General features: G+C 60.1%; 13 protein-coding genes. 2 read left to right on the plus strand and 11 right to left on the minus strand.

What is annotated here, in order from left to right:
* Positions 1-61: 61 nt before the first annotated feature.
* From ACTQZK_RS11605 to ACTQZK_RS11625, 5 genes are all read right to left on the minus strand, one after another.
* Complete coding sequence (locus ACTQZK_RS11605; protein ID WP_225749792.1) at positions 62-1,054, minus strand: PspC domain-containing protein; 993 nt, start codon at positions 1,052-1,054, stop codon at positions 62-64.
* Positions 1,051-2,391 carry a hemolysin family protein gene (locus ACTQZK_RS11610; protein ID WP_114567848.1) on the minus strand — a complete coding sequence of 447 codons (1,341 nt, stop codon included), beginning with the start codon at positions 2,389-2,391 and terminating at the stop codon, positions 1,051-1,053. The genes ACTQZK_RS11605 and ACTQZK_RS11610 overlap by 4 nt, the downstream gene beginning before the upstream one ends.
* A gap of 12 nt (positions 2,392-2,403) precedes the next feature.
* The gene (gene trhA / locus ACTQZK_RS11615; protein ID WP_216529239.1) at positions 2,404-3,096 is read right to left on the minus strand and encodes a PAQR family membrane homeostasis protein TrhA; all 693 of its coding nucleotides are present in this window, start codon (positions 3,094-3,096) and stop codon (positions 2,404-2,406) included.
* Positions 3,097-3,253: 157 nt separating this feature from the next.
* Positions 3,254-5,092: a PH domain-containing protein gene (locus ACTQZK_RS11620; protein WP_216529238.1), complete on the minus strand. Its 1,839-nt coding sequence runs from the start codon at positions 5,090-5,092 to the stop codon at positions 3,254-3,256.
* The gene (locus tag ACTQZK_RS11625) at positions 5,092-5,580 is read right to left on the minus strand and encodes a PH domain-containing protein (protein ID WP_114567850.1); all 489 of its coding nucleotides are present in this window, start codon (positions 5,578-5,580) and stop codon (positions 5,092-5,094) included. Before ACTQZK_RS11625 ends, ACTQZK_RS11620 begins: the two co-directional genes overlap by 1 nt.
* A gap of 312 nt (positions 5,581-5,892) precedes the next feature.
* On the opposite strand from ACTQZK_RS11625, the gene ACTQZK_RS11630 reads away from it, so the two are divergent.
* Together ACTQZK_RS11630 and ACTQZK_RS11635 are read left to right on the plus strand one after the other, a co-directional pair.
* Positions 5,893-6,690: a prepilin-type N-terminal cleavage/methylation domain-containing protein gene (locus ACTQZK_RS11630; protein ID WP_216529213.1), complete on the plus strand. Its 798-nt coding sequence runs from the start codon at positions 5,893-5,895 to the stop codon at positions 6,688-6,690.
* A gap of 46 nt (positions 6,691-6,736) precedes the next feature.
* On the plus strand, positions 6,737-7,180 hold the full coding sequence (locus ACTQZK_RS11635; protein ID WP_216529212.1) for a GatB/YqeY domain-containing protein: 444 nt from the start codon (positions 6,737-6,739) through the stop codon (positions 7,178-7,180).
* 58 nt (positions 7,181-7,238) lie between these two features.
* On the opposite strand, the gene ACTQZK_RS11640 is transcribed toward ACTQZK_RS11635, so the two are convergent.
* The 6 genes from ACTQZK_RS11640 to ACTQZK_RS11665 all read right to left on the minus strand — a co-directional run bounded on the left by ACTQZK_RS11640 (position 7,239) and on the right by ACTQZK_RS11665 (position 14,371).
* Positions 7,239-8,165: a DUF4190 domain-containing protein gene (locus tag ACTQZK_RS11640; protein WP_441899689.1), complete on the minus strand. Its 927-nt coding sequence runs from the start codon at positions 8,163-8,165 to the stop codon at positions 7,239-7,241.
* A gap of 207 nt (positions 8,166-8,372) precedes the next feature.
* Positions 8,373-9,410, minus strand: coding sequence for a cytochrome d ubiquinol oxidase subunit II (gene cydB / locus ACTQZK_RS11645; protein WP_216529210.1), 1,038 nt, complete (start codon positions 9,408-9,410; stop codon positions 8,373-8,375).
* 2 nt (positions 9,411-9,412) lie between these two features.
* The gene (locus ACTQZK_RS11650) at positions 9,413-10,813 is read right to left on the minus strand and encodes a cytochrome ubiquinol oxidase subunit I (protein WP_216529209.1); all 1,401 of its coding nucleotides are present in this window, start codon (positions 10,811-10,813) and stop codon (positions 9,413-9,415) included.
* A gap of 556 nt (positions 10,814-11,369) precedes the next feature.
* Positions 11,370-12,125, minus strand: a complete 756-nt coding sequence (locus ACTQZK_RS11655) for an amino acid ABC transporter ATP-binding protein (protein ID WP_114568041.1) — start codon at positions 12,123-12,125, stop codon at positions 11,370-11,372.
* 12 nt (positions 12,126-12,137) lie between these two features.
* Positions 12,138-13,553, minus strand: a complete 1,416-nt coding sequence (locus ACTQZK_RS11660; protein ID WP_114568040.1) for an amino acid ABC transporter permease — start codon at positions 13,551-13,553, stop codon at positions 12,138-12,140.
* A gap of 17 nt (positions 13,554-13,570) precedes the next feature.
* Positions 13,571-14,371, minus strand: a complete 801-nt coding sequence (locus tag ACTQZK_RS11665) for an ABC transporter substrate-binding protein (RefSeq protein WP_114568039.1) — start codon at positions 14,369-14,371, stop codon at positions 13,571-13,573.
* Positions 14,372-14,684 lie beyond the last annotated feature (313 nt).

The following is a 14,684-nucleotide window of genomic DNA, read 5'->3' on the forward strand; positions in this document are numbered from 1 at the left end:
TGAAAAATCGAACAAGCGAACGAAATGTGCAGATGCGGGCGAACGGTAAGTGCTCTGCTAGCTAAAGCCGAATAGACCACTCTAGAACGTCTCCGTTGAGCAAATCGAATTCGCGCTCCTTCAACAGCATCTGAATATGGTATTCGCGCCCGTACGGAGCCATGAACACGATCTCGGTCGTAGGGCCGGGGATGGAATACCACAGCACCCCCACCGTGCAGAACACCGCGAAGCAAGCGCCCGCAAGCAAATTCATCATGGAAGATTTAAGCGTTGCCGAAAACACCGCGAACGCAAGCGTCATGAGCAGCAGGGGCCACAGGTAAACCAGCATGGGAACAATGGATTCCCAAGCAACGATGCCCAAACTCATGGTCAACGCCATCGAGCCTATGCAAAAGCACGCAAGCCCCTCCACGAACTTGCGCATGCGGCGCCCGGGGGTTCCCGGAACAACCATGCCCACAATTCCCAAGATGACAAAGAAGAGCGGTGCGTATTGCCACCACGCGATATCGCGAACGAACGTCACCGCCATCGCGACGATGCCGGTAAACAGCAAAAACGAGCCCAGCCACAAAGCGGCTCGAACGCCCGCTTCAGACGCCTCCTTCGGAGGATCGACGGGATGGTGGACCACCGGTTGCGGGACCCGCTTCAACGGCGCGGCCGCAGGAGGCTCGGGCGGCACGTGCGCGGCGCCCGTATACGATGGCACCGAATAGCGCCAACCCGCTGCCTGGGCCGGCGTGTTCGACCGCGACGGACCCTGCCCGGTCGAACCGTATCGACTGCCGAAGTCCACCGTTCCGTACGTGTCGGAATGAACCGATTGGGGTTTTACTTCAAGCGGTTTCACTATTTTAGGAGCCTTGGGAACCACGATCCACATCGCAAGATACGCCAAGCCAAGCAAGCCCCCGGAAGCGAGCGTAAACGCAGCTGCCAAGATGCGAACAACAAGCGGGTCCACGGAAAAATAGTCGGCTACGCCGGCGCAAACACCCGCTATAAGCGCATCGCGCGAACGATACAGCTGCCTTCCTTGCGTCACGCTTCCTCCCGGCCTAGTTCCTCACATGAGCATTCAGAGGAATCGGGCTGGGCTTTCAGGCGTTCAGCGCGCACCGACAAGATGCGGCGACGGCGCATGGACAAGATCTTGAATCGGTAGCCGTCGTGGTCGAACTCATCGCCGGTTTGAGGAACGGAGTCGAGCATGTTCATCAACCAACCGGCAATGGTCTCGTAGTCTGCGGACTCCTCGACCGGCCACCCCAACTCTTCGGCATCTTCTACCGGGAAACGCCCGTCGACCACCCAGGTGTCGCCACTCGCTTGCTCCACGAACGGATTCTCTCGGTCCGACTCGTCAATGATCTCGCCGACGATCTCCTCCACGATGTCCTCTACGGTAATTAAACCATCCGTTCCACCGTACTCGTCCACGACAATGGCCATCTGTTGCCTGTTCGTTTGCATTTCCGCAAGCAGCGGGTAGATGTCTTTCGTCTCTGGAACGAACAGCGCTTCATACGCATAAGAAGAGGCCGGATCAGCGCCCTTGGAATCCATGAACGGACCCATGAGATCCTTGTAATGAACGATGCCCACGATGTGATCGATGTCCTCGTGATACACGGGAAGGCGCGAGTACCCCGTGCCGTGCATGCGTTCGAGAGCCTGCTGCACCGTTTCCGTATCCTCGACCAGAATCATGTCCACGCGCGGCTGCATGATCTCATGCACGCTCATGTCCCCCAGATTCAGAATGTCGTGGATCATGCGCTTCTCGTCTTCAAGCAGCTCGTCGTTGTCCGTGACCATGTACTTGATCTCTTCTTCGGACACGGTTTGACGCTCGTCGGCGTTCTTGACGCGCAGCAGCTTGGACAATCCGTTAGCAGAAGCCGACGTGAGCGTGACCAGCGGCGAAGCAATCTTGGCGAACACCATAAGCGGGCCCGCCACCGCTTTGCTCATGCCCTCCGCATCGGCAAGGGCAATGCGCTTCGGGACAAGTTCGCCCACCACGATGCTGAGGTACGACACCACCAGCGTGATGACCACGGGAGCCAAGCCGGGCGCAATAGCCGTAAGCCACGCCACGTTGAAGCTGGCAAACCACGAAGCCAAAGGCTCGGACAGGTTCGTGGCAGCGGCGGCCGAGGCAAAGAAGCCGACCAGCGTGATGGCCACTTGGATGGTTGCCAAAAACTGGCTGGAATCGCTCGCCAAGCTGTACGCGCGTTCCGCCCGTTTGTCGCCTGCTTCCGCTTCATGCTGCAGCAGCACCAACTTGGCGTTCACCAACGCCATTTCGGACATAGAAAAGTATCCGTTGACCAGCACGAGCAAGAATGTGACGATAATGCTTATCCAGATATCCATGCTGCTTCCTGTTTACATGACGTACAGCGCGATAGCCAAAAACTGCAAAACGCTGCCGGCAAGAACCCATAGATGAAAAATCGAATGCATGTAGGGAATCTTCTTCAGGACGTAGAAGATGCACCCGATGGAATAGCACACGCCGCCGCCCACGAGCAGCCACAGGCCTTGCGCGGGGATAGCCGAAACCAGCACCGGCAAAAACCACACGACGCACCAGCCCATGAGCAAATACAGCAGCGCCGAAATCCAACGGGGACGAAACACCCAGAACGCTTCGCACGCCACGCCGGCCAACCCGACCGCCCACACGAACAAGCACAGCCACATGCCACCGTGATCCGCAAGAGAGATCAGGCAGAACGGCGTGTAAGAACCCGCAATAAACAGGTAGATGCAACTGTGGTCGAGAATCTTGAACACTTTCTTCGCACGATCGACCGCAATGGCGTGATAGAGCGTGGACATGGTGTATTCAAGCAGCATGGTCAGGGTGTACACAAGGGCGGCGAACAGATACACGCCGCCGCCGTCATCGAGCGCGCGCACCACCAAGATGGGGATTGCGGCGATGGCCAGCAAAGCGCCGATGCCATGCGTGATGGAGTTGGCGATTTCCTCGCCAAGCGTGTACTCCCGCACGTTGCGAGCCTTGTTCACCGCGCTAGCCGACGTGTTCGAAACCTTGTGGCGGTCGCGGCGCATGCTGGCGAAATTATCGGGCTTGAACTGCGAAGGCGTCCAACCGGGAGCCGGAGGCTTCGCGGAAGAGTCCCCCGGGGCATCGGGCCGCGCGTCGGCAGTGCCGGACTCCGTGCTTCGGGGGCTTTGTTTGTCAGATGTCGCTTGGGTATCCATGGCTCTACTGTATCACATTTCCATGGGGCTTGATCCATTCGAGCCAATCTTGCGCATCCTCGACGCGCGCATCGATCAAGCGAATGGTAGTCCCTCCGATGCCCGCCGCCGTGCGGGCGTTAACCGTAGCGGTGCCGGCTCGACGCTGGAAGGGGTTCGTCTTCGTATAGCCGAACTGGATCTTCTTGCGAGGGAAGCTGATGGTCTCGCGCGCCAAACCGCCGTTGCTCACCTGCATGAACCGATCGTTGTACGCGAATCCCGAGCCGCGGAACCACAAGATAGACCCCGCAACGTCGAACGCGAACAGCGCCACGCACAGCGCATAGCCCGCCCACGCACCCGCGTTGACGAATCCGAGGGACGCAGCCTGCGCCGGATCCGCCGGATTTGCGGCGATGTTGACGGCGATATGTCCGGCAGCAATAACAACAGCCAGCCAGAAGCCCGTGCCCTGCAACAGACAGCGTCGGATGAGCGCGCGCCTGAGCGCAACGGGAGCAACGGGCGTGGTCTCAACCGGCACGTCGGCAAACTCGGGGGCGATGCCGGCCAAGATCTCCGGCACGCGGTTGAGCTTCACGAACGGGTGGATGACGACGCCCTGCGGGGCAAGCCCCTGCTGCTGCTCGTCCGAGCCTTCCGCAGCCGCGTCGATCTTGCCCAACGATATCTCGCAATAGCCGATAAGCCGACGAATGAAGCTCTGCTTCACCATGATCGACTGCACGCGGTCGACGTCAACGCCCTGGAACTGATGCTGCAGCAGACCGCGCTCAACCTCGATGCGGCTACCGCGACGGCACGCACGGAACCCGCCGTACGAAAGGCAAGCACCAACCGCCGATATGGCCCAGATCACAACGGACCCTACGAAGAACGCAGCAACGCCCAGTGCGATCAAGTTGCCCCCGAACAAATGCGTGCCCAGCGTGACCGCTTGATCGACCATCGGCTCCGCCGCACCGGAAAACAAAGAAGCAAGCTGGCTGACAGCGCCGAAGGCGCCCAGAACAACCACCCAAAACGCCGTGTGGTTCGACAGGCCCGTGAAAACAAGCTCTTTGTTGGACAGGCCGTATTCGTAGCTGACAGCGCCGGTATCGACGTGCTGCCCACCGAACACGCCGCGCACGTCCTGCCAGATCTCGGCAGGAGCATCCAGCACGTTGGACGCAGGCCGATCCGCAGCAACTCCCGTCGCACCGGGAACAAGCACGCCGGTTGCCGCCGCAACGGCTTGGGCGGCAGCCTCGGGAGCCGCCCCGTTCTGCACGGCAACCGCGAACTGTTTGCGCGCAAACAGCTCTCTGCGCAATTCCTCGGCGCGCGTTTTCTGCACGTAGGGAACCTGAACCGCCTTGTTGGCCGCGCCGCCGGCCGTATCGATGCTCACCGTGCACACGCCGAAAACGCGCTGCATAAGGGTGGCTCGCTGATCGACGGACTGTATGCGCTGGTAAGGAACGTGGACGCGCTTCTTGTTGAAGATGCCCGAATACAGGTTGAATTCCTCGGCCCCCAGTTCGTAATACAGATGCTTGTACGACCACCACTGGATAAGCCCTATCAAACCCACCAGAAGAACGAAGCCGACAACGCTCGCGCCCAGGACGAACAGCACCAAGGGAACGCTGCCCGGACCAAACGCCTGCCCGTCGGCAAGCACTCCGATAATGGACGAGAACGAAGTGAACGCCATGACTACGAGCAGCGTGACGGCCACCTGGATGCTGTTCAACCAGATATAGCTATGGTGCACATGATGGCGTTGGGGCTCATCGGCCTGGGGCTGGGGTTGCGTCGGTTCGGACGGAATCGTTTGCTGCTGGAAGTCGGACATCACACGTCCTCCTGCGCCAAGCGAGCCAGCTCGGCGGCTTTGTCGCGCAGCTGCTCGGCCGTATCGGCGTCAAGGCCGGGAATCTCGTGTTCCCCCGCAGCCGTAGCAACGGTGACGCTCGCCAAGCCAAACGCGCGCAGGATGGGTCCTTGACGCGTATCGGTGTTCTGCACGCGAATGAACGGAATAATGTAGCGCTTGCGCCAGACGATGCCCTTCGCAATGTCCAGATAGTCATCCGACAGCTCGTAGCGCCAGCGCATGAAGCGAATGGGCGGCAAGACGATCAGGCACAGGATAAGCGACGCCGCGTACACGGCGGCGATAGCCGCCAAAACGACGAAGATCCAAGGAGACGCATCCGTCACCGCCGCTATCGCAAACGGCACGAAGCAGCACAGGAACACGACGGTAAGCCACACTGCGTCGTTTATCCGCCACACCGACTTGATTTTCGGATTGAGTTGATTGACCGGCAATTCTTTCATGGAGGTCCTTTTGCTCGTTATAGCTCTAACACTGGAATCCATCATACCAGAGCGGTCAAAAGGCTCCGACGCTATATCCCACCCTGTAACGAGGTTTTTGCACAAGGCACCAAGGTGCGTCCGCGAAATGCAGCGCCGACAGGACCGGCAGCGCTGCCGGCGCCGCCAATGCTGCGTCTTATTGTAAACTTTACCTCGACCAGCTATGATGCGCCTGGGGAATCTCTCTACGCGATCTTCGTTCGGAACGCTGCATCGCGCTGCTCCCTCCGCGTTCCTCGCCGAACGCGGGCGCATCGGGAAAGGAACTTCATGGAGAATCACGCCGTCGCACGTCGCTTCGCCTCTCGGCAAGCCGGAACCGCAGGCTTCACGCTGGCGGAATTGCTGGTAGTCGTAGCCATCGTGCTCGTGCTGGTGGCCATTGCCGTGCCCGTGTTCACCGGCGCGACCCAAAGCGCCGAGGAAGCCGCTTGCGCCGCCAACCGACGATCGCTGAAAGTCATGGTGGCCGACAACTACCTGCTGACGGACGAAACGCCCACTCAAAGCATGCTGGACGGATACGTCGCCCAGCTCAAGGAGGGCAACGGCAACCACGATCTGTGCCCCGCGGGAGGATCTTACAGCCTGGCGCTGGGGAAGGAACCCGGAAACATGGTGGTCAAATGCTCCAAGCATGGGCTGAGCTCCGAAGACGCCATGGTCAATTGGCTGGGCGGTCAAACATGGACCGGAAAGACGGATGATGAGTATCGACAAAACTACGCAAAAGCAGCCGGCATAACGGAATGGCCTTCGGTGCAGTCGACGGACGACAAAAAGACGTACTACCTGCAGTTCAAAAGCTACGACAATTCCGCCGCCCACGTGTTCCTGTACGCGGGCCCCGAAAAGCGCATAAGCGAAGGGGATCGATGGAAAGCCAAGTACATCTGCGACAACAACGGGCTGGTGGGCGAAAAGGGCCAATGGTACGAACTGCCCGCAGAAGAGAGCATCGCAATGTCTGGAAACGGAGCCGAGAATGCGCTGAGAAATCTTCTGCAAAAAGAGGGCATCAGGAAAGTCACTCTGGAAAACGAAAAGTTCGTAGCGGTTTCGCAGTAAGGTATACTCGGACACGAACGACGGCCGCAAGCGAAAGAGGAAGCGCATGAACTACGAGGAACTGCAAAACGAGATCAAAGCAGCCATGAAAGCAAAGGACAAGCCCCGCCTGTCGATCCTGCGCCAAGTGCACGGCGAGATCAAGAACATCGAGGTGAACGAACGCCGCGAGATCACGGACGCCGATGTGGACGCCATGCTCAAGCGCCTGATCAAGCAGACGAAGGAAACGCTCGACGGATCCATCAAAGCAGGAAACGACCAAGAGCGCACCGACACGCTGACCGCTCAGGTCGCCGTGCTGGAGAGCTATCTGCCCAAGCAGGTGGCAGGCGACGAGCTGGCCTCTTTGATCGACGAGGTGCTTGCAGAAACGGGCGCATCGTCGAAAAAGGATATGGGGCGCATCATGGGCGCCCTCACGGGAAAGACCGGCGGCAACTTCGACAAGGCAGCGGCCGCCCAAATGCTGGGCCAGAAGCTGTCCTAGCGCGCAACCATCGAGCGCCGCGGTTCGTACTGAAACGAACCGCGGCGCTTCTCATGTTCTAGTAGTACAGTCCCAGCAAACGCTTGAGCTCGATGTTCCAGGCATCCTGGTCGACCTTCCACACATCGCCCTGTTGAACAAGCGATATCCCGGAGTAACTGGTCGTAGTGCCCGTTGACTTCGCCATGGAGAAAGCGTAGATCTCGCCAAGCTTGGCCTTCATGGCAGCCTCGTCCAAGCCGTCCAGCTGGCCCGAATCGAGCGCCACCTGGGCGTCGGCCACGAACGCGTTAGCGAAAGCGGTCGCATCGCGCACGGTCACGTTCGCGTAAACGGTTCCGGTTCCGTCACCGTTGTCGTACGCGCCGTCAAGGCTGTAATCGAAATCGGTCAGCATCCATTCAGCAAACGTTTGAGGATCAAGCCCCAGATCAGCCAGCCCGTAATGAGCCGCAGACGCAAAGCTTTTGTCCACGCTGGCCGCAATCTGCTGAATCAACGCAGCATCCTTGTTCTTGAGCCTATCGTATTCAGCCGCGGCAACGGCCTCCATATCGGCCTCGTTCGCGCGGGCGTCCCCCGTCGACAGCGAGGAAAGGTACTCGGTGCTGGTCGATCCCGCCATCAGGTAAGCCATGGTGCCGAAGCTGAACAGAACCAGATAGAGAACAAGCGAAAGCACCGCCAGCACGATTCCGATGATGCCGCAGGCCTTTCCTCCCGTAGCCTTGCCGTCTTTCCCGGACTCCCTGACCGCCTTGCCAGCCAAAACAATGGCCGCCACGCCAAGCGCCACGCCAAGCAAGGGCATCCAAGCGAACAGGATAGCAAGAATGCCGCATGCAAGCGCACCTACCGCTTTGCCGTTCGAGGGCGCATGAACAGGCTGCTGATCAGGAGCCGGCGGCGCAACAGGTTGATTGCCTTCGGGGTTTGGCGGCATGACGGGCTGTTGGGGCTGGTTGGGATTGTTCTCGGTACTCATACTAGTCCTCACGTATTCGGTGTCGTTAAACCCAAGGGGCTGGTTAGGCATTATACCGACGGCACCGCCGATGCAATAGATTCAGGCCGAAGGTTCGCGCCATGCTTTACCGATCGATTCAGTTCTCAAACAAGCAAGAGCGGGGCCGCATGCAACGGCCCCGCTCCAAGAACACCCTGGTCAACATGCCCGCTTGCGGGCGCTTGCCTAGTAGTGTGCCAGATCCTCTTCGGTCACCCGGCCACGGAACGTGCGGTAGATGATAACGTGGTACGCCAGCACCAGCGGCAAGCCAACGCACGTGATTCCGGTCATCCACATAAGCGAAAGCTCGGAAGACGCCGCGCTCATCGCCGTGATGGCGGGACCCACGCTGCCGGCCGACGCAACCACCAGGTTCGGGAACATGGAAGCAGCCAGCAATCCCACCAGCATCGCCGCCGAAACGGACTGGGCAAGAAACGCGCCCAGGTCGCAGTTCTTCTTGAGCGCGAAGAAGATCGACGCGCCGATGCCGCCCAGAACCAAAATCGCGAACATCCAGCGCAGCGCGCCGAGAGCGGGATCCATGGCCGGCTGGATGATGAAGTGGCCGTACACCGACACTGCCGCGAACAGAACCAGCGCAACCACCTGCAACGGCAGGCGCAGCTTCGCCGCGCGAGCCTGAAGGTCGCTTGGCTTGGGAGCCTTCAGCGACAGCCACGTAGCGCCCTGCGCCAAGAACATGGCCAAGCCCAAAAGACCGCACAGGAGCGTGAACGGCGTGATCAGGCCCAGCAGCGGAATACCCGCGTAATCGCCGTTGGCGTCCATGGGGATGCCAGCGTAGATGTTGCCCACGGCCACGCCCAAAAGCAGCGCGGGAAGCAGCGAGCCCACCGTGAAGCAGCCGTCCCACACCTTCCCCCACTGGGGGTCGTGGCCGCGATACTCAAGGGAAACCGCGCGCACGATCAAACCGAACAGCACCAGCATAACCGCAAGGTAGAATCCGGAGAACGTGGTGGCGTACGCCGCAGGGAACGCCGCGAACAGCGCGCCGCCCGCCGTGAGCAGCCACACCTCGTTGCCGTCCCACACCGGCCCGATGCTGCGACGCACGATAGCCTTATCGCGATCGTTCTTCGCAACGAACGGATACAGCACGCCGGCGCCCAAGTCGAATCCGTCGAGCACGAAATAACCAGCGATGAGCACGAAGATCAGCAGGAACCACAGCCCCTGGAAGAACGTGATTTCCATGACTACTCACCTTCCTTCTTCAACGCAGGCTCGACAACGGGGCCTTCCTTGATGAAGCGGCCCAGGACACGCGCCCACGCCACCATCAAGAACGTGTAGACCACCAGGAACAGCACCATGGTAATGAGCAGTTCGACGCTGGAAACCGACTGGGAGATGCCCTCGTTCGTCAGCAGGCTCACGCCATCCGGGCCCGTTGCGGACGGATAGACTACCCAGGGCTGACGCCCGACCTCAGCCGTGAACCAACCGGCCTGGATGGCCAGCATCGGAAACACCGGGGAAATGAGGATCAAGCGCTGGAGCCACTTCATGTTCTTAATCTTGCCGCCGCGCAGCGTGAAGAACAGCGCCAGGAAAACCGTGATGGCGATCAGGCCGAACAGGGCCACCATCAAGTGGTACGTCTGGAACACGAAGTTCACGGGAGCGGTCGACGGGTCGAAGTCACCGTACTTCTCGGACTTGGCAAGATCGTTGAGGCCCTGGAACTCGGTGTCCCACGTGCCCGTTGCCAAGAAGCTAGTGCCGCCCGGAATGTAGAACGGGGTAAGGACTTCCTGTTTCTCTTCGTCGACCCATCCGAACAAGTACAATGCGGGAGCCTCGGACTCGTACATGCCCTCCATCATGGCAAGCTTGGTGGGCTGCTCCTCGGAAACGACCACGGCCGAAGAATGGGCCGTGCCCAGCATCACAACGGTAGTGACAATGCCTACCACCGCGCCAATTTTCATGGTCTTCATGGCGAAGTCGGCATGCTTGCCCTTGAGCAGGTACCATGCAGCAACGGCCATCGCCACGAACGCGCCCACGATAAGCAGCGCGACCACCGTGTGCGAATAGCGCGCCATGAGCGACGGGTTGAAAGCCGCGGCGAAGAAGTCCGTGATGACGGCCTTGGAACCGTCCGCAGCAAGCTCGGCTCCGGCAGGCGTCTGCATCCACGAGTTGGCGATGAGGATCCACAGGGCGCTCAGGCACGACCCGAACCACACGAGCCAGGCCGACACCAGGTAGAACTTACGCGACACGCGATTGCGCCCGAACAGCAGCACGCCCAGGAACACCGACTCCAAGAAGAACGCGAACAGAGCCTCTGCCGCCAGCGGAGCGCCGAAGATGTCGCCCACGAAGCGCGAGTAATCCGCCCAGTTCGTTCCGAACGAGAACTCCATCGTGATGCCCGTAGCCACGCCGACTACGAACGTCGCGGTGAAGATCTTGACCCAGAACTTGGTAGCCGCCGCATCCGCCTGATTGCCGGAGCGGTAGTACCGTGTTTCGTTGATGGCAAGGATAAGTCCCAACCCGATGGTCAGCGGCACGAAAATGAAGTGGTAGGCCGCCGTGCAAGCGAACTGCAAACGCGCCAGAAACGCTGGATCGGTGAAGATATCCATCGCACACCCCCTTACTGTCTCGTCTTGCACCCTCGTGCCGAACGCCCTCTGAAACCATCCGACACCCTAATTGTTACAATATTAACATCATTTACGGAGAAGCGCCAGTACGTTTGCACGGGAATACCGCGCCGACGCCTTGTTTCGAGGGCGAAACAGCCTTGCAGCATCAATATACTCCCCTTTTCGTAAGATATTCGACCTCGTAAGGGAAGCGTAGAACTCGGGGGGGGGGGGTGCGGGATGGGTGCGGGCGCGGGATGGGGGGGGGGTGGGATGGGGGCTGGAGCGGGGGCGGGCGAGAAACTGAGCGCGGAGCACTCGACTTCCAGATGCTGCCTGGGAGATACGGGCCTCCTGGTCAGCCTTGCGTTTTGGGATAAGAAGCACCAGGACAATGACCTGTATCAGGCTATCCTCCTTGGCACGCTAAACGTGAATGAAGGGATGCTCACGGAAAACGCGATCGCGCTCGACGGCACCGGCACCGCACGCAAAGAGAGGGCCGCAACTCCAGGAGTCCGGCCCTCTCTTTTCTACGCAGTATTCGGACGGGTTACGAAATGTGTCCGAGGAAGTCTTTGGTACGGTCGGACTTCGGATGGTCGAACACCTCTTCCGGCGTTCCCTGCTCCACGATGAAGCCGCCGTCCATGAAGATGACGCGGTCGGCCACATCGCGCGCGAAGCCCATTTCGTGCGTGACCACGATCATGGTCATACCCGCTTTCGCCAGGCTTTTCATAACGCCCAGAACGTCGCGCACAAGCTCTGGATCAAGCGCGCTGGTAGCCTCGTCGAACAGCATGACATGGGGATCCATGGCCAACGCGCGCGCAATAGCCACGCGCTGCTGCTGGCCGCCCGACAGCTCGGACGGCTTGTACTCCACGCGCTCGCCAAGGCCCACGCGCTCAAGCTGCTCGATCGCGATCTGCTCGGACTCCTCCTTGCCGCGACGGAGCACCTTCTGCTGAGCCAGCATCACGTTGCGCTTCGCCGTAAGGTGCGGGAACAGATTGAAGTTCTGAAACACCATGCCAACCTTGGCGCGCACTTTGTTGATGTCGGTCTTCTTCGAGGTGATCTCGGTATCCTCGAAGAAGATGCGGCCCTCGGTGGGCGTTTCCAGCATGTTCACGCACCGAAGCAGCGTGGACTTTCCCGAGCCGGACGGCCCCAGGATAACCACCACTTCGCCACGATACACGTCAAGGTCAATGCCCCGCAGCACCACGTTGTCGCCAAACGCCTTGCGCAGTCCTTCGATACGCACGACGGGGGCCTCCGAAGATTCCTTTACATCGTTCATGGAAGCACCTCCTTAATGGCTCAGTCGGCCGCTGGGCGAGGGGTCGTCCCCCACCGCACCCGGGCCGGCAAACGTCTCGGACATGCGAATGCTGCGCGCTACGGCAGCGTCGGAATCGGGAAGGATCGCATCGGTGGGATTGCTGCCCAAACCCGCATGCGCGCCCTTCTTGCGCTTCCTGCGACCGCCCGCCATGCGCTGCTCCATCGAGTTGATGAGCTTCGTCATGGGGATGGTCACGATCAAGTAGAAGCCCGCGGCCACGATGTAGGGCGTTACGTTGCCCGTTGCCGCCGTGATGGTCTTCGAGAACATCATGATTTCCATAACGCCGACAGCCGCCAAGAGCGAGGTGTCCTTGTACATAAGGATGAACTCGCTGGTCATCGTAGGAATGACGCGACGAATGGTCTGCGGAATGATCACGTAGAACATAGTCTGCGCGCCGTTCATGCCCAATGAGCGGGCCGCTTCGAACTGGCCCGTGTTGATGGACTGGATGCCCGCACGGAATATCTCGGCCAGATACGCGCTGGAGTTCAGCACCAGCACGATGGCTCCCAGCACGAACAGGTCCATCTTGATGCCGAGCAGCGGCAGACCGAAGAACGCGATGTAGATCTGCAAGAACAGAGGCGTACCGCGCACGACGTTGATGTACGTTGCGCCGATAGCGCGCGGAATACGGCTTTTCGCCATGCGAAGGAACGACCACATCAACCCCAAGGGTATGGACAGCGGGAAGCTGACCACCACCAGCGCAAGGGCCACAAGCCAACCGGAAAATACCGTGGGCACCGACGTCACGACGATCGTGGGATCGAAGAACAGGTGGAGGAACTTGTTGGAGTTCCACGCCTTCACCCATTCTTGCTGCCCGAGCCACGAGGACAGCTGATCGGCTGGCGACGTGCTGACTACGGTGAACGTCTTGTCGGTTGCAGGCATGTCATGCTGCTGCCCATCGGCGGTTGTGTAGCTTCCCGCCAGGCCAAAGCTTCCGCCTCCGCCCGGCAGCAACACGCGATTGCATTCCAGCATGACAAGCGAACCGGCAGGAGCGGGATCAGAGAAAGACGCCGTCACCCGCACGCCGTCGACCGTCGCCTGAGCGGCCACGTCCAACCGGTCGAGCCCATTCATGACCGTGACCTTCACGTTTTCAGCTTCAACCGTGGAACCTTCGGGCAAGTCGATGACCACCTGGGACAAAGACTCGTCCTCGGCTGTTTGACCCTGCCACGTAACGCGCGTGGGCGTGGCACCGAGCACCTGCGAACCGTCGGCGTCGTTGGGCTGGGCGCTCCAACGCTCGGTTTCCAACGCATGCGCGCACAAGGGCTGGGCCAGCGAAACGGCAAGTGCCGCAGCGGCCAAGACCACTGCGACACGAGCGATGTGCGCTTTTGCACCGTTAACGATGTTCATGATTCGAAACAGTCAGACTACTTGAGCCACTTGGCAACAAGCTCGTCGTACGTGCCGTTGTCCCGCACGGCCTTGAGCGCTTCGTTGAGAGCCTTCGTCAGCTCAGGATTCTCTTTGCTCACCACAACGGCGTACTGCTCGCCCGTGGGAATCTCTTTGATGACTTCGCAGTCGGAGTACGCCTTCACGTAATAGTTCGCAACGGGCAGGTCAACGGAAATCGCGTCGATCTGACCCGAATCGAGAGCGGCGAACACGGCCGTCATCTCATCGTACGCGGTTACTTCAGCGTCCTTGATGTTCTCGGCAGCCCACTCGTAGCCGGTCGTGCCGGACTGAGCGCCGATCTTCTTGCCCTCAAGCTGCGACACGTCGGTGATGCCCGAATCCTTGCGCACGGTGATGCTCTGGTTCACGTCGCAGTACGAATCGGTGAAGTCGATCTGCTGCAGGCGCTTGTCGGTGATGGTGAACGAGGAAACTCCCACGTCGGCCTTGCCGCCAGCCTGGATAAGCGGAACGATGGTGTCGAACTTGGTGGAAGGCAGGTACTCGCACTCAAGGCCCATTTCCTTGGCAAGGGCGTTCATGAGGTCCACCGCAAAACCCTCGGGCTTGTCGCCGTTAAGATTCTCGAACGGCGGAAAATCGAGCGATGCGGCAACGGTAAGCTTACCGCCGTTGACCAGCTGGTAGCTCCCGTCGGCTCCCGCTGCATCCGAAGCGGCGTTCTGGTCGCCGGACGAGCAGCCGAACAGCGTCAGCGTTGCGGCCAGCATGCCCGCAACGGCAACGAGGCCCCATTTCTTGATATTCATATCCTCTCCCCTTTCCACAATGTTCGCTCTTTCCGAACATGCACATGGTATGCAGTCGCACCACTATACGGCCCCGAGCGCGTTTTATCAAAGAACTATGCGTTTCGAACTGGATAGGCAGGGCCTGACGGCCCCCGAGCGGTCGTTTCAGGGGGTTCTACGGTTTAGCGCAGTAAAGTGGTGGAGCGTGTTGGGGACGCGGGTGTGGGTGTGGGTGTGGGTGTGGGTGTGGGGATGCGGCGGGCGGGGGCGTAGGGCGCGTACGGGGGCGTGGGGCGGTCCGGGCGCGGCGGCGCGGCGGTCGAGCCGTGCG

Origin of the sequence: Paraeggerthella sp. LCP19S3_G8 (assembly GCF_052119225.1) — a bacterium.
Taxonomy (GTDB): domain Bacteria; phylum Actinomycetota; class Coriobacteriia; order Coriobacteriales; family Eggerthellaceae; genus Paraeggerthella; species Paraeggerthella hominis.

Bases quoted from the DNA above. Each gene is read 5' to 3' on its own strand.
- ACTQZK_RS11635 (WP_216529212.1), top strand. From the start codon at position 6,737: ATGAACTACGAGGAACTGCAAAACGAGATCAAAGCAGCCATGAAAGCA.
- ACTQZK_RS11665 (WP_114568039.1), bottom strand. From the start codon at position 14,371: ATGAATATCAAGAAATGGGGCCTCGTTGCCGTTGCGGGCATGCTGGCC.
- ACTQZK_RS11630 (WP_216529213.1), top strand. From the start codon at position 5,893: ATGGAGAATCACGCCGTCGCACGTCGCTTCGCCTCTCGGCAAGCCGGA.
- ACTQZK_RS11650 (WP_216529209.1), bottom strand. From the start codon at position 10,813: ATGGATATCTTCACCGATCCAGCGTTTCTGGCGCGTTTGCAGTTCGCT.
- ACTQZK_RS11655 (WP_114568041.1), bottom strand. From the start codon at position 12,125: ATGAACGATGTAAAGGAATCTTCGGAGGCCCCCGTCGTGCGTATCGAA.
- ACTQZK_RS11610 (WP_114567848.1), bottom strand. From the start codon at position 2,391: ATGGATATCTGGATAAGCATTATCGTCACATTCTTGCTCGTGCTGGTC.
- ACTQZK_RS11620 (WP_216529238.1), bottom strand. From the start codon at position 5,092: ATGTCCGACTTCCAGCAGCAAACGATTCCGTCCGAACCGACGCAACCC.
- trhA (WP_216529239.1), bottom strand. From the start codon at position 3,096: ATGCGCCGCGACCGCCACAAGGTTTCGAACACGTCGGCTAGCGCGGTG.
- ACTQZK_RS11660 (WP_114568040.1), bottom strand. From the start codon at position 13,553: ATGAACATCGTTAACGGTGCAAAAGCGCACATCGCTCGTGTCGCAGTG.
- cydB (WP_216529210.1), bottom strand. From the start codon at position 9,410: ATGGAAATCACGTTCTTCCAGGGGCTGTGGTTCCTGCTGATCTTCGTG.
- ACTQZK_RS11625 (WP_114567850.1), bottom strand. From the start codon at position 5,580: ATGAAAGAATTGCCGGTCAATCAACTCAATCCGAAAATCAAGTCGGTG.
- ACTQZK_RS11640 (WP_441899689.1), bottom strand. From the start codon at position 8,165: ATGAGTACCGAGAACAATCCCAACCAGCCCCAACAGCCCGTCATGCCG.